Genomic DNA, 19,313 nt, shown 5'->3' with positions numbered 1-19,313 from the left:
TGTCCGATTCCCGGCCGAAGCGGGTCAAGCACTTTCCGCTTTCCAGTTCTCCGCTTTCGCGTTTCCCTTTCCGGCGACATCCACTTTACCAGACCGTTTGCGTGCCGTTTCCGGCTCGTATGCGAATCCAGCGACCCGTGGACCAGGCCTTTTGCCTTTCGGCGGGACCGACTTTATCAGAGCTATTGAGACCAAATGAACCGGTCGGAATGCTCAGGAGAGAAGTCGGGGTGGCCCCGCAGGAACATCGTTCCCGGCAAGGGCGAGATGAAAGTTAGCTGCTCGAACCCGAACATGTCCAGTCCGACGCAACCCGTAAAATCTACCTCCCCACGTCCGCCGTGTCAACGGTTTTCGTGGGCGTTGAGGAGAGTAGCAGGTCGGCGACGCACCGCGCACATCCTGCCCTCAAGCTGCCGAGGGCAGTTCGGCGCTCCGTTCGTCCCTACCGATGTCACCGCTGGCACCTGCCCGCGAGGCACGGCCTCCGAGCACGTAGACGTAAGCGAGGAAGGTCAGCTCGGCGACGACGCCGACGGTGATCCTGGACCAGGTGGAGAGACCGGACGGGGTGACGAACCCTTCGATGATTCCGGAGACGAACAGGACCAGGGCGAGACCGACCGCCATGCCGATGGCGGCGCGTCCCTGTTCCGCCAGCGCGGCCCGCCTCGTGCGCGGTCCCGGGTCCACGACCGTCCACCCGAGCCGCAACCCGGTGCCCGCGGCGACGAAGACCGCCGTCAGTTCGAGGAGGCCGTGGGGAAGGACGAGTCCCAGGAACACGTCCAGCCGGCCCGCCGAGGACATCAGCCCGATGCCCACCCCCAGGTTGACCACGTTCACGAAGAGGATCCAGAGGACGGGCAGCCCCAGAAAGGCGCCCAGCACCAGGCAGAGCGCCGCGGCCCTGGCGTTGTTCGTCCAGACCTGGGCGGCGAACGAGCCCGCCGGGTGGCTGGAGTAGTACGTCTCGTACTCGCCGCCCGGCATCGTCATCCGCCGCAGATCGTCGGGGGCGCCGAGCGATGCCTGGACCTCCGGGTGGGCGCCCGTCCACCAACCGATGAGGGCGGCCATCAGGGTGCAGAGCACGGCCGTCGGTATCCACCAGTGGCGCGACCGGTAGACGGCGGCAGGGAATCCTTCGGTCAGGAAGCGGGTCGCATCCCGCCAGGTCGCCTTCCGCGCACCGGTCACGACGGACCGGGCACGCGCCACGAGCGACGTGAGCCGGCCGGTGACGCGCGGGTCCGGCGCGGCGGACTGCAGGAGGGAGAGATGGGTGGCCGCGCGCTGGTAGAGAGCGACGAGCTCGTCCGCTTCCTCGCCCGTCAGCTTGCGCCCCCGCTTCAGCAGGTGTTCCAGGCGGTCCCACTCGGCGCGGTGGGCGGTCACGAAGACATCGAGGTCCATGGTCGGCTGCTGCTCCAGGCCTGGGGGCGTACGGGTCCCTACAACTGCGGCGCGCTGCCGGTCAGCTTGACAGACTGGTGCGGCCGGGGTGCGGGAAGGCCGACGAAGGGTGGGCGACGATGAGTGGTCTTGTGACGGGCGACGCGGTGGTGTTGGGACTGCGGCCCGCACGACTCCCCAGCCGGGCACTGGCGTTCGCGATCGACGCCCTCCTGGTCGGGGTGGTGTTCGTGGTGTCGGCGATCGTCGTGGCGATCGCCTCGGCAGACCTGGACGAGGCCGCGTCGGCCGCCGTGGCCGTCGCGCTCTTCCTGCTCGTGCCGGTGGGCGTCCCGGTGGCGGTGGAGACGCTGAGCCACGGCCGGTCGCCGGGCAAGGCGGCCTGCGGGCTGCGGGTGGTGCGTGACGACGGAGGCCCGATCCGCTTCCGCCACGCCCTGGTGCGCGGGGCGATGGGCCTGGTCGAGATCCTGATGACGGTCGGTGTCGTGGCATGCGTCGCCTCCCTGGTCTCGGCCCGCGGTCGGCGGTTGGGCGACGTGTTCGCCGGCACGCTCGTCGTACGGGAGCGGGTGACGGCGGCCGGCCGCTCCCTGGAGGTCCCTCCCCCGCCGCCGTGGCTCCTCGGTCGCTTCACGCAGCTCGACCTGTCGGCCGTCCCGGACGCCCTCTGGCTGGCCGTGCGGCAGTACCTGACCCGGATGCGGCAGCTCGATCCCGGCGTGGCGGGGCCGATGGCGGACCGGCTGGCCCGTGATCTGGCGGCGCGGACCGGGGTTCCGGTCCCGCCCGGCGTGCCCGCGGGGGCCTACCTGGCGGCCGTCGTGCAGGAGCGGCAGACACGTGACATCGGGCGGATCCGTGCCTCCGGGCCCGCGCGGACGGGGCAGCCGCCCTGGCCGGCCGCTGTGGAGGGACCGTCGGTGTGGCCGGCCGGCGCGGGACAGCCGGGGACCGGAACCGTGGGCGGGATCGCGGCACCGCCGCCGCGGGGAGCGTCCGGCCGTGACGGAGCGCCGCCGGAGTCCGCCGAGGGCACCGGCCCCGGAGTCGGTCACGCCGATGTCGAGGCTTCCGGGCCCCGGCTGTCCGCGGACCCGCATCTCACCGCGCCCCGCGAGACGGCGACGCCCCCTCCGCGGACCGGCTTCGCGCCCCCGGCCTGACCGGCCCCTCGCCCGGCGCCCTGTACACCTGACGCGTGCGCGCCCGGGTATCTGCCTGCCTGCACGCCTCCGCATGCGCACCATCCCGCACGAACACCGCCCCAGCCCGCCCGGGGCCGTCGTGGCGCTGCCGGATCCGACGGAGCTGCTCCGCCTTCCTCCGTCCCGTCGTCGCTCAGGACGGCCGGGGCGAAGGGGGCGATTCGAGGTCTTCCAGCTCGATGCCAGGGGCCGCGAGCACCACGTCACCGGCCAGGTGGACGGTGTGCCGTTCGCCGGTGTCCAGGGCGCTGACCTGGTATTCGTCCACGATCAGAGGGCCGTTGTCAGTGGCGTGCGCTTCACTGTTCGTCAGCGCCCAGGACTGATCCACCGTCAGGGGCGCGAGGACCGGGTCCGTGAAGGTGACCAGACGGACGCGGGTCTCGGGGGAATCGGGGGTCAGCCGGAGCAGCCGGGTGACGCCGACGAGGAAGGCGGGAGACATGCCGGAGAAGGCGTGGGCGCGCACATTGCCCTCTGTGGCGTGTTGGCCGGTCGGATCGGTCCGGACCCAGGTGACGCCCTCGACGGCGGCGGCCCGGACCTGCCAGGCGCCGGCGTGGAGTTCGAGGCGCACGGTGCGGCCGAGGTCGTCGAGCGCCAGGTCGACGGTGCCGAGTTGATCACCGGAGGGGGTGGTCGTGCGGGAGACGTAGCGCCAGCCGGAAGGGCCGGGGGCGCAGTGGAAGTGTTCTTCGCCGAGGGGGGTGTGATCGTGCGGATCGTGGAGCGAATAACGGCCGCGGGGCATGGGGTCCTTCGGGTTCCTCGGGCAGTACGCCGGCGATACGGGACTCGGGCAGTGCGCCCGCGATACGGGGCAGGCCCCCGCCACGGGGGTGCGGGGGCCTGCACACGTATCTGCTGCTGAGCTCGACCGGTGAGCGGGGATCCGGGCCGTCGGCCGACGGCCGGGGCACCCGGCACGGGTCCGGCCCGGGACGGGGCGGGCGCAGTTCCGGCCCAGCTGAGCCGACCGGGCTGGCCCCGCACCGGGCGTGCGGCCCGCACATCCGGTGCGGGCGGCACGCCCACGCGGTCGGCCTCACGGACCCGTGAAGCCGACCGTGACACCTGGCACCGGCCCGACGTGGAGCGGACAACGGCGCAACGCCCGGCCCGACGCCTGGCACGCAACCGGCCCCGGAGTGGACCGCGGTGCCGGACGCCCCCCGCGCACGAGGGTGCGCGCAGGGGACGCCCGGCGAACCGTCCGGTTCCGGCGGCGGCTGGGATCAGTAGCGGTAGTGGTCGGGCTTGAACGGGCCGTCGACGTCGACGCCGATGTAGGCGGCCTGCTCGGGGCGCAGCTTGGTGAGCTTCACGCCGAGCGCGTCGAGGTGCAGGCGGGCGACCTTCTCGTCGAGGTGCTTGGGCAGCACGTAGACGTCGGTCGGGTACTCCTCCGGCTTGGTGAACAGCTCGATCTGGGCCAGGGTCTGGTCCGCGAACGAGTTGGACATCACGAACGAGGGATGGCCGGTGGCGTTGCCCAGGTTCAGCAGGCGGCCCTCGGAGAGCACGATGAGGACCTTGCCGTCGGGGAACTTCCAGGTGTGGACCTGCGGCTTGACCTCGTCCTTGACGATGCCGTCGATCTTGGCGAGGCCGGCCATGTCGATCTCGTTGTCGAAGTGCCCGATGTTGCCGACGATCGCCTGGTGCTTCATCTTGGCCATGTCCGCGGCCATGATGATGTCCTTGTTGCCCGTCGTGGTGACGAAGATGTCCGCCTGCTCCACGACATCGTCGAGGGTGGCGACCTGGTAGCCGTCCATGGCCGCCTGGAGGGCGCAGATCGGGTCGATCTCGGTGATGATCACGCGGGCGCCCTGGCCGCGGAGGGACTCGGCGCAGCCCTTGCCCACGTCGCCGTAACCGCAGACGACGGCGGTCTTGCCGCCGATCAGGACGTCCGTGGCGCGGTTGATGCCGTCGATGAGCGAGTGGCGGCAGCCGTACTTGTTGTCGAACTTCGACTTGGTGACCGCGTCGTTGACGTTGATCGCCGGGAACAGGAGGGTGCCGTCGCGGTGCATCTCGTAGAGACGGTGCACGCCGGTCGTGGTCTCCTCGGTGACGCCGCGGATCTCGGACGCGAGCTGCGTCCACTTCTGCGGGGCCTCGCCGAGGGTCCGGTTGAGCAGCGTGAGGATGTGCGCGTACTCCTCGCTGTCGGCCGTCGCCGGGTCCGGGGCCGCTCCGGCCTTCTCGAACTCGACGCCCTTGTGCACCAGGAGGGTGGCGTCGCCGCCGTCGTCCAGGATCATGTTCGGGCCGCCGGTGGGGGTGTTCGGCCAGGTCAGCGCCTGCTCCGTGCACCACCAGTACTCCTCCAGCGTCTCGCCCTTCCAGGCGAAGACCGGCACGCCGGCGGGCGCCTCCGGCGTGCCCTCGGGGCCGACGGCGATGGCCGCGGCGGCGTGGTCCTGGGTGGAGAAGATGTTGCAGGAGGCCCAGCGGACCTCGGCGCCCAGGGCGACCAGGGTCTCGATGAGCACGGCGGTCTGCACGGTCATGTGCAGCGAGCCGGTGATCCGGGCGCCGGCCAGCGGCTGGGCGGCGGCGTACTCCTTGCGGATCGACATCAGGCCGGGCATCTCGTGCTCGGCGAGGGTGATCTCCTTGCGCCCGAAGGCGGCGAGGGAGAGATCGGCGACCTTGAAGTCCTGGCGGTTTGCGGCCGTCGTCATAACGGGCTGCTCCTCGTGATGGGTCGAGGGTGGGCTGGCTGGCTCTGCGGCGGCGGGCACACGAATGCCCGGAGCGTTCGCAGTGCAGTCCGTCGGAGGCCCTCTCTCCCTCGGCCGGTCCGCACCTGCGGCCCGACCGACCGCCATCAGCAGCGACGTCTGGTACGCGTACGAATCTACACCGAACGGCAGTGAGCGTCCCGGCCCACCGGGGACCAGGACGCTCATCGCGGGGGTCCGGTGCGGATCGGGGCCGATCCGCACCGGGTCAGTGGCCGGAACCCTTCGGTTCAGTGGCCAACACCCTCCGTCGGGGTTCCGCCTCCGGGGTTCTTGCCCGGGTTGGTCCCCGCGGCCGCCGCGGCGGCGTTGTAGATGTCGGGCTCCAGGTAGATGACCCGGGCGATCGGCACCGCCTCACGGATCCGGGTCTCCGCCGCGTTGATGGCGTTGGCGACCTCGGTCGCGGTGTCGTCGTGCTGGACCGCGATCTTGGCCGCGACCAGGAGTTCCTCCGGGCCGAGGTGCAGGGTGCGCATGTGGATGATGCCGGTGACGGTGTCGCCGTCGACCACGGCGGCCTTGATCTTCTCGACCTGCTCGGTGCCGGCGGCCTCGCCGAGCAGCAGCGACTTCGTCTCCGCGGCGAGGACGATGGCGATGACGATCAGAAGGACGCCGATGCAGAGGGTGCCGACGCCGTCCCAGACGCCGTTGCCGGTGCCGAGGGCGAGGCCCACGCCGCCGAGCGCGAGCACCAGGCCGACGAGGGCGCCGAAGTCCTCCAGCAGCACCACGGGCAGCTCGGGAGCCTTGGCGCGACGGATGAAGTCGGTCCAGGAGAGCGTGCCGCGGGTCTGGTTGGACTCGGTGATCGCGGTCCGGAACGAGAAGCTCTCCGCGATGATCGCGAAGACCAGCACGCCGACCGGCCAGTACCAGGCTTCGATGGGGTGCGGGTGCTTGATCTTCTCGTAGCCCTCGTAGATCGCGAACATGCCACCGACCGAGAACAGCACGATGGAGACGAGGAAGGCGTAGATGTACCGCTCGCGGCCGTAGCCGAAGGGGTGCTCGGGGGTGGCTTCGCGCTTCGCCTTCTTCCCGCCCAGGAGCAGCAGCCCCTGGTTCCCGGAGTCCGCGAGCGAGTGGACGCTCTCCGCGAGCATCGACGACGAACCGCTGAAGAGGAACGCCACGAATTTGGCCACGGCAATGGCGAGGTTGGCGGCGAGTGCCGCCACGATCGCTTTGGTTCCGCCTGACGCGCTCATGGGTGCCTGGTGTCCCTTCCTCGGTTCTGCGGCTCCGGGCGGGCCGCGGTACGGCGGCACATTAGTGCAGCCGTACCGCGGACGTGGTGTCAGACCGTCACGCCTGCTCGGAAGACTGTCCCCGGACCGGATACCCGGACGGACTCTCCGGCCGGTACGAACACCGATACCCCGGGGGCGAGATCCAAGTCTCCCGCCCGAGGCGCACCTGCGGTGCAGAGCAGGATCTGCGGGCTGGGCGACGTCAGTTCGACGTCGGAGCCACCGGCCGCCAGGGTGTGGCGGGACAGCCTGAACTCGTCGATCGGCACCTCGTACAGCTCTTCGCCGGTCGGGGACGCCTCGGGGCGCAGGACGGCCGGGTCGGTGGCCTCGAAACGCACGATGCGCAGGAGTTCGGGGACGTCGATGTGCTTGGGCGTGAGGCCGCAGCGCAGGACGTTGTCGGAGTTGGCCATGATCTCGACGCCGAGTCCGTCGAGATAGGCGTGCGGGACGCCCGCGCCGAGGTACAGGGCCTCGCCGGGCTGGAGGACCACGTGGTTCAGCAGCATGGCCGCGAGGACACCGGGGTCACCGGGGTAGTGGTGGGCGATCCTGGCGTACGGGGCGTGGGCTCCGCCCAGGCGCTCGGCCGCGGCGGCGGCCTCGCCGACCGTGGCCGCCATGTCGGCCGGGTCCGCGGTGAGGATCGCGGTGAGGACCTCCCGCAGGGCGGCTTCCTCCGGATGTGCCCGCAGCAGGTCCACGTACGGCTTGAGGGAGTCGACGTCCAGTTCGGCCAGGGCGTCGGCCGCCTCGGTGGGCCGGCGGAAGCCGCACAGTCCCTCGAACGGGGTGAGCGCGCAGATCAGTTCGGGTTTGTGGTTGGCGTCCTTGTACGTGCGGTGCGGGGCGTCGACCGGGATGCCGCGGCGCTCCTCCTCGGCATACCCCGCGCGGGCCTGTTCCAGGTCGGGATGGACCTGGAGCGAGAGGGGCGCGCCGGCCGCGAGGACCTTCAGCAGGAAGGGCAGCCGGGGCCCGAACCTGGCGAGGGAGGAGGAGCCCAGCTCGCGGGCGGGATCGGCCTCGATGACCTCGTCCAGGGTGCGTTCGGGGCCGTTGCCGCGGGTCAGACGGGAGGGGGCTCCGGGGTGCGCGCCCATCCATATCTCGGCCTGGGGCTCGCCGGTGGGCGCGACGCCGAGCAGGGCGGGGATGGCCGTGGTGGAGCCCCAGGCGTAGGGGCGCACGGTGGTGGAGAGCCGGTCCATGGATGTCGTCCTCGGTGGTGCGGGGCTTCGCGGGCCTGCGGCGCCCGATGCGGATGGTGCAGGTGGTACTGGTGGTGTCGGCAGTCCTGCTGCTGGTGGGTGCAGGTACCGGGGGTGCGACGGGTGCTGCCGTGCTGGTGGTTCTCATGGCGGCGGCCGGAGTGGCGCGGGCGCGGCGAGGAGCGTGAGCCGCGAGTGGCTCGGGGGCGCTGCGAGGGGTGCCGCCCTTGTCCGGCGACCCGCCGTCCCGCCGCCGCCCCGCTGCGCCGCCACTGCCGCCGCCGCTTCTGTCAGTGCCTCAGCCATCCCCGCTCAGCCCCTTCCGCCTCAGCCACTTCCGCCTCAGTCGTCGCTGTCGGCGGTGGCCGCCAGGGCGAGGTAGACGGCGGTGAAGTCGGTGAGGGCGAGGAGTTCGGCGACGGCTTCGAGCGTGCTGCTGCCCTCCTCGGGCGCGAGTTCGCTGAGGGGGGTGTCGTGGGCGAGGGCCAGTTCGCGGGCCGCCGGGTAGGCGCTGAGTCCGCCGGCGGGCCGGTCGCGCAGCAGGACCACCCGCGCGCGCAACGGCTCCGGCTCGTCGACACGGTCGCGGAAGAAGTCGTCGGCACCGGTGTCCGCGGCGAGCCGCCCGGCCAGCAGCGCTCCGTGCCCGGTGAGCGCTTCCGGGAGAGGGGCGGCGAGGGCGGCCCGGCCGGAGAGTTCGGCCAGCACCGCGGCGAACCGGCGTCCGACCGGTCCGGCCCCTTCGCCCTCGGACCAGACGAGCGGCAGGCTGCCGGCGAGTTCGGCGGCGAGCGTCTTGGCCGGGTTGCTGTACGTGGCGACGGCAGGGCCGCAGCGTTCGGCGGTGCGGTCGAGGCGGTCGGCCACCTTCTGAAGGTCCGCTCCGGACGCCTCCAGCAGGCCGACCCGGTCGAGCAGGGCGAGCAGCGGGGTCAGCAGCGCCCAGAAGGTGCCGGGGGCGGTGCTCGGCGGCTCGGCGGTTTCCCCGTGCGGCGGGGCGGCCATGGGTACGAGCAGCCCGTGGGCCCCGCCGACCGCCTCGCGCAGCGGAGAGCGGGTGGGCGCGACGGCGACGACGGTGCAGCCGCGCCGGTACGCCTGCTCGGCGAGTTGGGCGAGTCCGGGTTCGGAGCCGTCGGGGGTGACGAGCAGCAGCAGGTCGACCGGGCCGGCCCAGCCGGGCAGTGCCCACCGCAGCGCGCCGCCCGCAGGCGCGACGCCGGACGGCCGGATGCGGGTGACGGGGGCGGCGGCCCCGGCGAGTGCGCCGACGAGGTCGGCGACGCCGGCGGCCGCGGTGCCCGGGCCGGCCACGAGGACGGCGCGTGGCCTGCCCTCCGGGTTCAGCGCTCCGATGCCCGCCTCGTCGGCGTGCAGGACGGCGGTGCGGACCCGGGCCCCGGCCTCCGCCGCGCCCCGGAGCAGTCCGCGGTGGTCCGCCCTGGCCAGGGCGTCGGGCGCGTCGAGCAGGGAATCGTCGAGCATGGCGGTGGGCCTCCGTTCACCGTGCGGATCACCGAGCGGGCGCGGTACGCGACACACGGTTCCGGGGCTGGGGCTGGGGCGGGATGCCGACGGGCCCGCATCCGCCGGGACCGTACGAGCGGCGCCCTCGGTCAGGCGGGGCGGCGGGCCTCGTCCACGAGGAGGACGGGGATGCCGTCGCGCACCGGGTAGGCGAGACCGCAGTCGGCCCCGGTGCAGACCAGTTCGGGGTTCTCGTCGGCCGAACGGTCGTCGAGGGGAGAGTGGCAGGCCGGGCAGGCCAGAATCTCCAGGAGGCCGGCTTCGAGCGGCATGGGGCGGGTCCCTTCGAACATGCGGTACGGCTTCGCGCGGTTGGGGCGACGCCAGCCTACCGCCGGGCCACCGGGGATCAGGCCCGGCGGGCGGGCCGGGTCCCGGCGACACCGCGTTCGCGCGACGCGGCCGCCGACCGCGTCGCGGTGCACGGCGGCGACACCGAGAAGGATCGCCCGGCGGCGGTACGGCGCGATGGACACGCGGCGGCGCCGGGGACGCGCGGACGTGAACGGTCGGTGCGGGCCGCACGGTCCATCGCCCCGGGGGAGCACACCGGTCCCCGCCCCGCACGGGTCACCCCCGCACCGAGCACCCCCGCGCGGGATCACCGCCCGCTACGCGCGGATCAGTGCCAGCACCTCGTCGCGCACCGCTTCCATGCCCTTGCGGTCGCGGGCCTCCACGTTCAGGCGCAGCAGCGGCTCGGTGTTGGAGGCGCGGACGTTGAACCACCAGTCGGGCGAGGTGACGGTGAGGCCGTCCAGCTCGTCGAAGGTGATCCCGTCGCGGGCCCCGTACGCCTCGCGGATCGCGTCGAGACGGGCCGCCTGGTCGGTGACGGTGGAGTTGATCTCGCCGGAGCCGGTGTACCGGTCGTACTCGGCGAGCAGTTCGGACAGCGGGCGCGGCTGGCCGCCGAGGGCGGCGAGCACGTGCAGGGCGGCGAGCATGCCGGTGTCGGCATTCCAGAAGTCGCGGAAGTAGTAGTGCGCCGAGTGCTCGCCGCCGAAGATCGCTCCGTGCCGGGCCATCTCCGCCTTGATGAAGGAGTGTCCGACGCGGGTGCGGACGGCGGTTCCGCCGTTCTCCCCGATCACCTCGGGCACGGACCAGGAGGTGATCAGGTTGTGGATGACCGTTCCGCCGCCGTTGCGGGCCAGTTCTCGGGCGGCGACGAGCGCGGTGATGGTCGACGGGGAGACGCCCCGGCCCCGTTCGTCGACGACGAAGCAGCGGTCGGCGTCGCCGTCGAAGGCGAGTCCGAGATCAGCGCCTTCGGCGAGGACGCGGGCCTGGAGGTCGACCAGGTTCTTCGGGTCGAGCGGGTTCGCCTCGTGGTGGGGGAAGGTCCCGTCCAGCTCGAAGTAGAGCGGGACGAGGTCGAGCGGGAGGCCCGCGAAGACGGTCGGCACGGTGTGGCCGCCCATCCCGTTGCCCGCGTCCACGACCACCTTGAGGGGGCGGATCGCCGTGAGGTCGACCAGGCCCAGCAGGTGGGCCGCGTAGTCGGCGAGGACGTCGCGCTCCGCGACGGTGCCGCGCGTCGCCGACGGCTCCGGGGCCCCGTGCTCGGACCAGTCCTCGACGAGGGCCCGGATCTCGGCGAGTCCGGTGTCCTGGCCGACCGGGGCGGCTCCGGCGCGGCACAGCTTGATGCCGTTGTACCGGGCCGGGTTGTGCGAGGCGGTGAACATCGCGCCGGGCAGCGCGAGGGCGCCGGAGGCGTAGTAGAGCTGGTCCGTGGAACAGAGCCCGATCAGGGTGACGTCGCAGCCCCGGGCGGCGGCCCCGCGCGCGAAGGCGCCGGTCAGGCCGGGGGACGAGGGGCGCATGTCGTGGCCCACCACGATCGCGTCGGCGTCGGTGACCTGGACGAAGGCGGCGCCGAAGAGTTCGGCCATCGGCTCGTCCCACTGGTCGGGCACGACGCCGCGTACGTCGTACGCCTTCACGAGCTGCGACAGATCAGCAACCACGGACGGTCCTCCTGAGCTTGGGCTGACCGCCCAAACTACCCGGACCGGGTGACGCCCCGGTGCCGGGGAGCCGGTGCACCGCGTACGGCGACCGGGGTCGGCCCCCGGATCGGGCGTGGGAGGCGCCGGGTCAGGAGTCGGGGGACCTGAGGACCCGGAGGTGGCCGCGGCGGGCGACTTCCACGGGGTCGGCGGTGCGGGGGCCGGACCGGTAGCGGTCGTCGGGCCCGCGCTCGGCCGGACGGGCCGCCTCACGGACGGCGTTGGCGAGCGCTTCGAGGTCGTCCCCGCTGGGCCCGGCGGGCGCGGAGGTGTCCGCGAGGCGGACGACCTCCCAGCCCCGGGGCGCGGTGAGCCGCTCACTGTGCTCGGCACAGAGGTCGTAGCAGTGGGGCTCGGCATAGGTGGCGAGCGGGCCGAGGACCGCGGTCGAATCGGCATAGACGTACGTCAGTGTCGCGACGGCAGGGCGGCCGCACGCGGTGCGCGAACAGCGACGTACAGGGCTCACGACGTTGGACGGTACCGCACTCTTGAGCGGGCTGCGACGACTCCGCCCCGGCTCACCCACCCGTGTCGTGATCCGTGCGGCGCACCGAAGGGGCCGGGCGGAACCGTTCCGACCTGCTACGGGGCCCTGCGGGGCGGTTCGGGCACGCTCCGTGTCGTGCGACCCGACGGGACGAAAGCCGACATCTCGCCCGCACGCGAAGGGGTGGGATCTGGGCCGGAAAGTGGCTCAACCTTGGCGTGAACGCTCAACGGCGGACAGGACGCGCTGCCGTGGGCGGGCCGTGAACCGCATCGCCTCCGGGGTTACGCTGCGTCGGTGATGGACAGTTCCGTACCACCGCCCCTCCCGCCCGAGCCGAGGCCTCACCGCCGCGACCGTCACGGTCGCGGCATGCGCGGCCCGGTGGCCCCGCCCCAGATCCCGCTGTCGATCAGCCGGGCGGAGACGTTCCGCGATCTGGTGCGGGATTCGGTGGAGCGACTGGAGCGGCGGTGGCCGCAGCTCGCCGAGGTCGACTTCCTGGTGCTCGACGTGCCGGACGCGCTGGAGGACACGGTGCCGCTGGGCCGCGCGGTCTCGGCGGTCAAGGGGGCCCCGGCCCAGGTGGTCGTCTACCGGCGGCCGGTGGAGATCCGGTCCAAGAACCGCGACGAGCGGGCGCTGCTGGTGCACGAGGTGGTGGTGGAGCAGGTGGCCGAACTGCTCGGCCTGGCACCGGAGTCGGTCGACCCGCGCTACGGCCAGGACTGATCCGATCCGACTGCGGGTGAACCGATCCGGCCGCGGGTGCGCGGAAGTCCGGCCCACGCCCGTGGACCGGCCTTCCGCGCGCGCCGGGGCCCATGGCCCGGCGCGCGCGGTCAGTCGAGCACCGAGAGGTCCTGACGGGCCGCCGGCACCTCGACCAGGCCGCGGTCGTCGGGCAGCGTCTGGACCGTGAACATCTGGACGCCGCCCTTGGGCAGGGCGAGGGTGCGGGACGCGTAGACCGGGCCGCCGGACTCCGTCTCGACGGTGAGCGCGTACGAGCCCTTGAGCCCGGCCGGAGCCTGCGGGGTGACCGCCAGCGTGGTGCCGGCCTTGACCGAGTAGGTCTTGACGGCCGGCTCGCCGCCGCCGCTGCCCGCCGACGCGGTGACCTTGACCTCGGCGGCGGCGCCCGGGGCGGTGAGGGAGAGGGTCGAGCCCTTGGCCCGGTTGTCGGCCGCGGTGGAGCGTTCGCCGACCGGCCCGGTCGCCGGGATGTAGGCGATCTCCTGCTCGTCCCCGGTGCCGCGGGTCACCCGCAGCGCGGCGACCACCGGGGTGGACCGGCCCTTCTCCACCGGGGTCAGTCGCAGCGAGCCCGGCTCGCCGCGGGTGACGTCCTTGAGGTCGGCGGTCGCGGTCATGCCCGACTTGATGTGCAGGGTGGCGTTGCCCGCGGGCGAGAACGCCGCGTTCTTTCCGAGGAGTTGCACCGTGACGTCCGCGTCGGCCTCGCCGGGCGCGTACGCGACGAGCTGGACGGAGCTGGCGTCGGCCGGGATACCGGGCATCACGAGTTCGGCCGCCGGGTCGGCGGAGGCGGTCAGCCAGTCGGTGCCCGCACCGTCCTCGGCGACCCCGACGGCTGCCCCGACGCGGCCGCTGCGGGTGGTGACGTGGGCGGTGGCGTGCTCGGCGACGGCCGGGGTGAGGGTGGAGACCAGCAGTTGGACCGTGGAGCGGGCCGGAACGGTGATGCCGTCTCCGACGTCCGTGGCCAGCGCGCCTTCCGGCCCGAACAGTTCCACGTCCGCGACGGCCGCGGTGTCGTCCGGGTTGGTGAGGTGGATGTAGTCCTGCCGCTTGGCGGCGGTGCTGACCCCGGGGAACCAGAACTCCGTGTCGGGCGCGGTGCAGCCGACGCCGAGCAGGCCGCGGCTGCCGCCCACCGTGACGGTGGTGGTCTGCTGGGTGGTCCAGCCGGGGGCGAGCTTGCCGGTGGCGGTGCCGACGAGGGCCGGGGCGTCGCCGCCGGACGCCTCGGCGGTGACCGGCCTGCCCGGCTCCTTGACGGAGACGACGGCCTTCTCCGCCTTCTCCTCGGCCTTCCGGGCCGCCTTGGCGTCCGGGGCCTTGGCGTCGTCGGCCGGAATCACCGCGGCGGGCTTCAGTTCGGCGGCGGCCTCGCCGTCCACGCCCTTCCCCGCAGGGGTGAAGGAGGTGTAGACGGTGTCGGCGATCTCCGAACCGCTGGGGGTCGGGCAGAGCAGGCTGGAGCGTTCCACGGGTAGCCGGGAGGTCGCGCCGGCGGCGGCCGGGGCCGGGTCGCCCGGCGCGTTGACCGCGGCGAACCCGGTGACGGCGGCGAGGGCCACGACACCGGCGACGAGGGACAGCGGGAAGGACTTCACGGACTTCACTCGGACTCGCCTCGCGATGTGTTGCCGGTCTGCCACGGGGCCTGGCCCGTGCCGTGGGGGTCGGCGGGGTCGGCACTCCGGTCGCCGTCCTGGTCGCCGTACTGCTGCGGGCCGTTCCCGTAGGGGTCCTGCGCGTACGGGCCGCCCGGGGCCGCCCCGTAGGGCTGCTCGCCCTGGCTCTCCCCGTAGGGCTGCTGCTGGTACCCGTACGGGTCGTAGGCGCCGTCGGCGCCCTCCTGCGGGTACGTGCCGTCCTGCGGGTAGGCGCCGCCGGGCTGCTGGTACGCCCCCTGTTCGGGGGAGGCGTACTGCTGCCCGTAGGGGTCCTGCTGGTACCCGGCCGGGTAGGCGGCGTTGCCGTCACCCCCGCCGTACTGCTGCTGGTAACCGGCGTACTGCTGCCCGTCCCACTCCCCGTACTGGCCCTGTCCCGGCACCCCGGCGTACGTGCCGTCCCCCTGGGGTGCGTACGGGTCCTGCGGCGCCTGGCTGCCGTCCTGGCCGTCCGCCCGCTGCTGCCCGTACGGGTCGTCCGGGTTCTGTGCGGGCTGTCCGTACGGGTCGTGGCCCGGACCGCCGGGCGTGCCGGTTCCGGTCGCTCCGGCGGCGTAGTCCTCGGGGGCGTACCCCTCGGGGACCTGTCCCTGCACGGGCACGTGGCCGTCGGCGCCGTCCTGCGTGCCGCCGGGGCCGTCCGGGTCGCCGCCCTCGCCCTCGCCGGGCAGTCCGGCGCCGGACTCCGCCGCCGCGGCCTCGGCCGCCGCGCGCAGCCTGCGCGCCCTGCGGCCCTCGCCGTCGGCGGGCTCCGCGGCGACCGCGAGTGCCTCCTCGGGCAGGTCGTCGTCGATCTCGCGGCGGCGGCCCGGCAGGGCCATGACCACGAGGACCACACCGAGGGCGATCTGCGCCCAGATCCACAGGGTGTGGGTGAAGGGCGCCTCGTGCGTGAGGGTGAGGCGGCCTCCGCCGGCGGGCAGTTGGAAGCCCTGCGCCCAGCCGTCCAGCGTCGTGGGGGTGAGGGCCTTCCCGTCGAGGGTGGCCCGCCAGCCGGAGTCGGCGGTGTCGGCGACGCGCAGCACGCGGCCGGCCTCACCGGCGGGGATCTCGGTGGCCGCTCCGACGGCGCCGGAGGCGACCGGCAGGCCCTCCCCCTCGCCGGACTTGGGCACGATCATCACCCGGGCGACCTCACGGTCCACCCGCCACAGCGCGCTCCCGTCGAGCTGGCTGAGCCGGCTGAGGCCGGGCGTCGCGTCGAGCACCCGGCTCATCGAGCGGGGCGATCCGTCGCGGACGAGGACGTACCGGACGGCGAAACCGCTGAGCTGGCCGCCCTGGTCGGCCCCGGAACCGGCGATCAGGTTGGCGACGACCTTGTCGAGCCGGCTGTTGCCGCCGGCCGCCTCCAGGATCTCCGCGTCGCCGAGGCGTGCGCCGGAGCCGCGGACCAGGCTGTAGGAGACGGAGCTCTCGGAGTCGCCGCCGAGGACCAGGGTGCGGGGCTGGTCGCGGGTGCCGCTCTCCTCGGCGACGAACGCGGGGACCTGCACCGGGTCGCGGCGCTCCAGCGGTCCGGCCGCGCCGCCCGCCATCCAGGCGAGGGCGGCGAGCGCCGGCGCGACGCCCGCGGCCAGGGCGATGAGCGCGGCGACCGGCTGGCGCCAGCCGAAGCTGAGCGCGGCCACCCGGATGCGGGCGCCGTCGGCGCCGAGCACCGCGGCGGCGATCAGCGCGATGCCGTAGACCAGCGTGGCGGGGCCGGCCCAGGCGGAACCGTTGGTGATCCCGGCGAAGAGCAGCCCGATCAGCGCCACCGCCCAGGCGGTGCGGATCGCGGTGGTCCGCTCGCCCCGGAGCAGCGCGGCCAGCGCGGCCAGCACGATGCCGAACAGCAGCACGGAGCCGGTGGCCTTGGGGCCGCCGGGGCTGACCGCCAGCAGGTCGACGGCGGAGGCGGTGCCGGCACCGAGGTCGAGCCCGGCCTCGCGCAGGAAGGCGGACGGCTCGGTCAGCAGCGTCAGCGACCAGGGGGCGAGGACCAGCAGCGGGGTGCCGACCGTGGCGACGAAGCGCAGTCCGTACGCGGTGAGGTCGCCGCGCCGCAGCACCAGGACGCCGATGCCGAGGACGACGGCGAGCGGCCAGACGACCGGGGTGAACGCCATCGTGAAGGTGAGCAGCAGGGTGTACGCCCAGGTGGCGCGCCAGGTGCCGCGCACGCTGCCGTCGCCGCGCAGCCCGTGGGCGGCGACGGCGGCGCGGGCGATGAGCGGCAGGAGGGCGGCCAGCACGGCGGTGCCGAGGCGGCCGCCGGCCAGTGCGCCGGTCGCGGCCGGCAGGAAGGCGTAGGCGACGCTCGCCCAGGCCCGCAGGAGGCGCGACTCGACGAGCGGGCGGGAGACGAAGTAGGCGGTGAGGCCGGCCAGCGGCACCGAGCAGACGAGCAGGACGGTGAGCGCGAGCCCGGTGGAGCCGAGGAACAGCGCCGACAGGGCGGCGAGCGCGCCGAGATAGGGGGGCGCGGCCACGGTCGAGCCGGTGCCGACGGCGTGCCAGCCGTCGGCGTACGTGCCCCAGAGCGCGGACACGTCGCCGGGCGCCGGCAGGAGCGCGCCGCCGGCCAGGGCACCGCCGGAGAGCAGGCCCCGGCAGGCGATCAGGGAGACGAGCAGCAGGAGGGCGAAGAGCACCGGGCCGGGCTTGCGGCCGATGCGCTTGAGCCGGGCGAACTGCTCGATCTCCAGGAAGTCGGCGTCGTCGCCGCCCGGTCCGGACTCGACGGCGCCGTGCCGGGAGCCGCCGGCCTCGGTGTCGGAGCGGGAGCCGAAGTTGCCCGCGACCTGCTCGACGGTGGCGCGGACGGTCGCGCCGGGCGGCGGGAAGAGCGCGCGCAGTTCGGCCGCGTCGACCGCTCCCTTGCCGCGGGCGCGGCGGGCGGCGAGGATCCGGCCCGGCCGCAGCAGGGTGCCGAAGAGGCCGGCGACCTCGTCGAGTGCCTGGCCGGGGACCTTGCCCACCAGGTAGGCGAGGGTGCGCAGCAGAGTGCCGACGACGAGGCGCAGCAGCACCCAGGGCAGCGCCTTGGCACGGGTGTTGACGAGCATCGTGTAGACGGCGCCGGCCTTGTCGACGCGGTGCGGGCTGGCGACGGACCGCCCGGCGCAGTCGATGGGGCGGCGTTCGCGGGCGGATGCCTCGGCGTGCCGCAGCACGGCGTCCGGGGCGACCAGGACGCGGTGGCCGGCGAGGTGGGCGCGCCAGCAGAGGTCCACGTCGTCGCGCATCAGCGGGAGTCTGCGGTCGAAGCCGCCGAGTTCCTCCCAGACGTCGCGGCGGATCAGCATGCCGGCGGAGGAGACGGACAGCACGGTGCGGACCTGGTCGTGCTGGCCCTGGTCCTGTTCGCGGCGGTCGAGCGCCGTCCAGCGGCGTCCGCTGTTGGCGATGGAGACGCCGACTTCGAGGAGCTGCCTGCGGTCGTACCAGCCGCGGAGCTTGGGGCCGACGATCGCGGCGTGCCGGTCGGTGTCGGCGACCCGCAGCATCTCGGCGAGCGCGTCGGGTTCGGGCGCGCAGTCGTCGTGCAGCAGCCAGAGCCACTGGACCGGTTCGCCGTGCGGCAGTTCCGGCAGGTCGTAGGTGTCGTCCCGCCAGGTTCGGGTGACGGGGTCCCAGCCGCTGGGGCGCTTGAGGTAGGGCAGGTCGTCGGGGGTGAGGACGCCCGCGGTGCGGACGGCCTCGTCGACGGCGGCCCCGAATCCGGTGCGGCGCGCGAGGTGCAGGACGCGTTCGCCGCCGAGGGCTTCGGCGGTCAGCCGCGCGGATTCGTCGGCGCTGCCGGTGTCGGCGGCGACGGCGTTCTGTACGGGGCGCTCCTGCCCGAGCAGGCCCGCCAGCACGTCGGGCAGCCAGCGCGCGCCGTCGTGGGAGACGAGCACGGCGGTGACGACATGCCGGGGGAACTCTGGGGCGGCGGCTGCCTCGTTCGGCGCCGCCGGGTGGCTCTGCACGGACATCGGGGTACGGGCCCTCCGGCCGGGTCCGGGGGCGGTTCCCCCCGGGGGCTGCATCGGTGTACACGCGCACCCCGGCGGGGCGTTGGCGCGTCTCGGACGGGGCCCCACACTAACGGTACGGACCGGCGGCGGTAGCGCCGAGCGGGTGAACGCGGCACGGGGGCGGTCGCCGGGCGGCGCGGCGGGCGGGGTCCGGCGGCGGGTGACACGGACATGCCGGGGGCCCGTGGCCCCGGCCCTGCGAGAGGGTCGGGGCCACGGGCCCCCGGCATGTCCCGGCCGCGTGAGGACGCGGGATTCCTGTGTGCCGCGATGTGGTGCGGCCGGCCGGTCCGGCGGTCGCGGGCACCGGAGCGGGTGCTCCGTCCCGTGGCCCGTCGGCGGACGGTCCGCGCGTTCGCGGCGCCCGCGGCGACCGCTGAGCGTGCGTCAGTCCGGTGCCGCACGGACCGGGGACGGCGGGCCGCCGGTTTCGGCGACCGGGGCCCTCCGGGCGGGCGGGGTCAGATGGCGGCCTTCTTCAGGCGCCGCCGCTCACGCTCGGAAAGTCCGCCCCAGATGCCGAACCGCTCGTCGTTGGAGAGGGCGTATTCGAGGCATTCCGATCGGACCTCACAGGCGAGGCAGACCTTCTTGGCCTCGCGGGTGGAGCCGCCCTTCTCCGGAAAGAAGGACTCGGGATCGGTCTGGGCGCACAGTGCGCGCTCCTGCCAGCCGAGTTCCTCGTCCGCGTCCTCGACCAGCAGTTGCTGGAACAGCTCGGTCATGTGCGCCCCTCGTCCGTCTCTTGCGTCCCGTGATGCGGTCGCTACGGAAAGCGACCGAACAACACGAGTGAAATTACAAGTGTGTAGCTTCCGGCCAGTCAAGCGAAGGTCTGCTATCGGCCCCGGTATTCACTCTGCGGAACCAAAGGTATGCAGAAAGTGGCCAAATCGCCAAAAAACTGACATTCGCTCAATCTCTCCACTTCCCGGTCCACCTGATGGGACGAGCGAAGGTGCCCCGGTGTTTCGGGTTCGATCACCGAAGCGACCAAGATCACAGAC

The 19,313-nt window shown here is 73.6% G+C and carries 16 protein-coding genes; 4 read left to right on the top strand and 12 right to left on the bottom strand.

Annotated elements, in window-relative coordinates; translation table 11 throughout:
* The coding region (locus Q0994_RS32345) for a hypothetical protein (RefSeq protein ID WP_299541980.1) at window positions 1-199 on the top strand (199 nt) is incomplete at its 5' end.
* Between the two features lie 209 nt (window positions 200-408).
* Here the strand turns inward: Q0994_RS32345 and Q0994_RS32340 are convergent.
* A complete protein-coding gene (locus tag Q0994_RS32340) occupies window positions 409-1,416 on the bottom strand; it encodes a stage II sporulation protein M (protein WP_299541978.1) in 1,008 nt (335 codons plus the stop codon).
* A 119-nt stretch (window positions 1,417-1,535) separates the two neighbouring features.
* Between Q0994_RS32340 and Q0994_RS32335 the strand changes: the two genes are divergently transcribed.
* On the top strand, window positions 1,536-2,582 hold the full coding sequence (locus Q0994_RS32335) for an RDD family protein (protein ID WP_299541976.1): 1,047 nt from the start codon (window positions 1,536-1,538) through the stop codon (window positions 2,580-2,582).
* Between the two features lie 175 nt (window positions 2,583-2,757).
* On the opposite strand, the gene Q0994_RS32330 is transcribed toward Q0994_RS32335, so the two are convergent.
* The 4 genes from Q0994_RS32330 to manA form a co-directional block, all read right to left on the bottom strand.
* On the bottom strand, window positions 2,758-3,375 hold the full coding sequence (locus Q0994_RS32330; RefSeq protein ID WP_299541974.1) for a hypothetical protein: 618 nt from the start codon (window positions 3,373-3,375) through the stop codon (window positions 2,758-2,760).
* Between the two features lie 484 nt (window positions 3,376-3,859).
* Window positions 3,860-5,317: an adenosylhomocysteinase gene (gene ahcY / locus Q0994_RS32325; RefSeq protein WP_299541972.1), complete on the bottom strand. Its 1,458-nt coding sequence runs from the start codon at window positions 5,315-5,317 to the stop codon at window positions 3,860-3,862.
* Window positions 5,318-5,607: 290 nt separating this feature from the next.
* Window positions 5,608-6,591: a cation diffusion facilitator family transporter gene (locus tag Q0994_RS32320; protein ID WP_299541970.1), complete on the bottom strand. Its 984-nt coding sequence runs from the start codon at window positions 6,589-6,591 to the stop codon at window positions 5,608-5,610.
* 89 nt (window positions 6,592-6,680) lie between these two features.
* Window positions 6,681-7,847, bottom strand: coding sequence for a mannose-6-phosphate isomerase, class I (gene manA / locus Q0994_RS32315; protein WP_299541968.1), 1,167 nt, complete (start codon window positions 7,845-7,847; stop codon window positions 6,681-6,683).
* A gap of 2 nt (window positions 7,848-7,849) precedes the next feature.
* Between manA and Q0994_RS32310 the strand changes: the two genes are divergently transcribed.
* On the top strand, window positions 7,850-8,035 hold the full coding sequence (locus tag Q0994_RS32310) for a hypothetical protein (RefSeq protein ID WP_299541966.1): 186 nt from the start codon (window positions 7,850-7,852) through the stop codon (window positions 8,033-8,035).
* Between the two features lie 154 nt (window positions 8,036-8,189).
* Here Q0994_RS32310 and Q0994_RS32305 read toward each other — a convergent pair whose 3' ends face one another.
* The 4 genes from Q0994_RS32305 to Q0994_RS32290 all read right to left on the bottom strand — a co-directional run bounded on the left by Q0994_RS32305 (window position 8,190) and on the right by Q0994_RS32290 (window position 11,918).
* Window positions 8,190-9,332: an SIS domain-containing protein gene (locus Q0994_RS32305; protein ID WP_299541964.1), complete on the bottom strand. Its 1,143-nt coding sequence runs from the start codon at window positions 9,330-9,332 to the stop codon at window positions 8,190-8,192.
* A gap of 131 nt (window positions 9,333-9,463) precedes the next feature.
* A complete protein-coding gene (locus Q0994_RS32300; protein WP_299541962.1) occupies window positions 9,464-9,646 on the bottom strand; it encodes a Trm112 family protein in 183 nt (60 codons plus the stop codon).
* 339 nt (window positions 9,647-9,985) lie between these two features.
* Window positions 9,986-11,347: a phosphomannomutase/phosphoglucomutase gene (locus tag Q0994_RS32295; RefSeq protein ID WP_299541960.1), complete on the bottom strand. Its 1,362-nt coding sequence runs from the start codon at window positions 11,345-11,347 to the stop codon at window positions 9,986-9,988.
* Window positions 11,348-11,477: 130 nt separating this feature from the next.
* The gene (locus Q0994_RS32290) at window positions 11,478-11,918 is read right to left on the bottom strand and encodes a DUF3499 domain-containing protein (RefSeq protein ID WP_299541958.1); all 441 of its coding nucleotides are present in this window, start codon (window positions 11,916-11,918) and stop codon (window positions 11,478-11,480) included.
* A 261-nt stretch (window positions 11,919-12,179) separates the two neighbouring features.
* On the opposite strand from Q0994_RS32290, the gene Q0994_RS32285 reads away from it, so the two are divergent.
* Window positions 12,180-12,611: a metallopeptidase family protein gene (locus tag Q0994_RS32285; RefSeq protein WP_299541956.1), complete on the top strand. Its 432-nt coding sequence runs from the start codon at window positions 12,180-12,182 to the stop codon at window positions 12,609-12,611.
* A 110-nt stretch (window positions 12,612-12,721) separates the two neighbouring features.
* Here the strand turns inward: Q0994_RS32285 and Q0994_RS32280 are convergent, their stop codons facing one another.
* The 3 genes from Q0994_RS32280 to Q0994_RS32270 all read right to left on the bottom strand — a co-directional run bounded on the left by Q0994_RS32280 (window position 12,722) and on the right by Q0994_RS32270 (window position 19,031).
* Window positions 12,722-14,239, bottom strand: coding sequence for a DUF5719 family protein (locus Q0994_RS32280; RefSeq protein ID WP_299541986.1), 1,518 nt, complete (start codon window positions 14,237-14,239; stop codon window positions 12,722-12,724).
* Between the two features lie 5 nt (window positions 14,240-14,244).
* Window positions 14,245-18,264, bottom strand: a complete 4,020-nt coding sequence (locus Q0994_RS32275; RefSeq protein WP_299541954.1) for a glycosyltransferase — start codon at window positions 18,262-18,264, stop codon at window positions 14,245-14,247.
* 503 nt (window positions 18,265-18,767) lie between these two features.
* Window positions 18,768-19,031, bottom strand: coding sequence for a WhiB family transcriptional regulator (locus Q0994_RS32270; protein ID WP_003968728.1), 264 nt, complete (start codon window positions 19,029-19,031; stop codon window positions 18,768-18,770).
* Window positions 19,032-19,313: the final 282 nt, after the last annotated feature.

The sequence above is a fragment of the uncultured Streptomyces sp. genome (assembly GCF_947488945.1).
Classification (GTDB): Bacteria; Actinomycetota; Actinomycetes; order Streptomycetales; family Streptomycetaceae; genus Streptomyces.
Note: the sequence above shows the minus strand (reverse complement) of the source record. Positions and strands in the feature narration are given on the sequence as shown.

Bases quoted from the DNA above. Each gene is read 5' to 3' on its own strand.
- Q0994_RS32340 (WP_299541978.1), bottom strand. From the start codon at position 1,416: ATGGACCTCGATGTCTTCGTGACCGCCCACCGCGCCGAGTGGGACCGC.
- Q0994_RS32335 (WP_299541976.1), top strand. From the start codon at position 1,536: ATGAGTGGTCTTGTGACGGGCGACGCGGTGGTGTTGGGACTGCGGCCC.
- Q0994_RS32330 (WP_299541974.1), bottom strand. From the start codon at position 3,375: ATGCCCCGCGGCCGTTATTCGCTCCACGATCCGCACGATCACACCCCC.
- ahcY (WP_299541972.1), bottom strand. From the start codon at position 5,317: ATGACGACGGCCGCAAACCGCCAGGACTTCAAGGTCGCCGATCTCTCC.
- Q0994_RS32320 (WP_299541970.1), bottom strand. From the start codon at position 6,591: ATGAGCGCGTCAGGCGGAACCAAAGCGATCGTGGCGGCACTCGCCGCC.
- manA (WP_299541968.1), bottom strand. From the start codon at position 7,847: ATGGACCGGCTCTCCACCACCGTGCGCCCCTACGCCTGGGGCTCCACC.
- Q0994_RS32310 (WP_299541966.1), top strand. From the start codon at position 7,850: ATGTCGTCCTCGGTGGTGCGGGGCTTCGCGGGCCTGCGGCGCCCGATG.
- Q0994_RS32305 (WP_299541964.1), bottom strand. From the start codon at position 9,332: ATGCTCGACGATTCCCTGCTCGACGCGCCCGACGCCCTGGCCAGGGCG.
- Q0994_RS32300 (WP_299541962.1), bottom strand. From the start codon at position 9,646: ATGCCGCTCGAAGCCGGCCTCCTGGAGATTCTGGCCTGCCCGGCCTGC.
- Q0994_RS32285 (WP_299541956.1), top strand. From the start codon at position 12,180: ATGGACAGTTCCGTACCACCGCCCCTCCCGCCCGAGCCGAGGCCTCAC.
- Q0994_RS32275 (WP_299541954.1), bottom strand. From the start codon at position 18,264: ATGTCCGTGCAGAGCCACCCGGCGGCGCCGAACGAGGCAGCCGCCGCC.
- Q0994_RS32270 (WP_003968728.1), bottom strand. From the start codon at position 19,031: ATGACCGAGCTGTTCCAGCAACTGCTGGTCGAGGACGCGGACGAGGAA.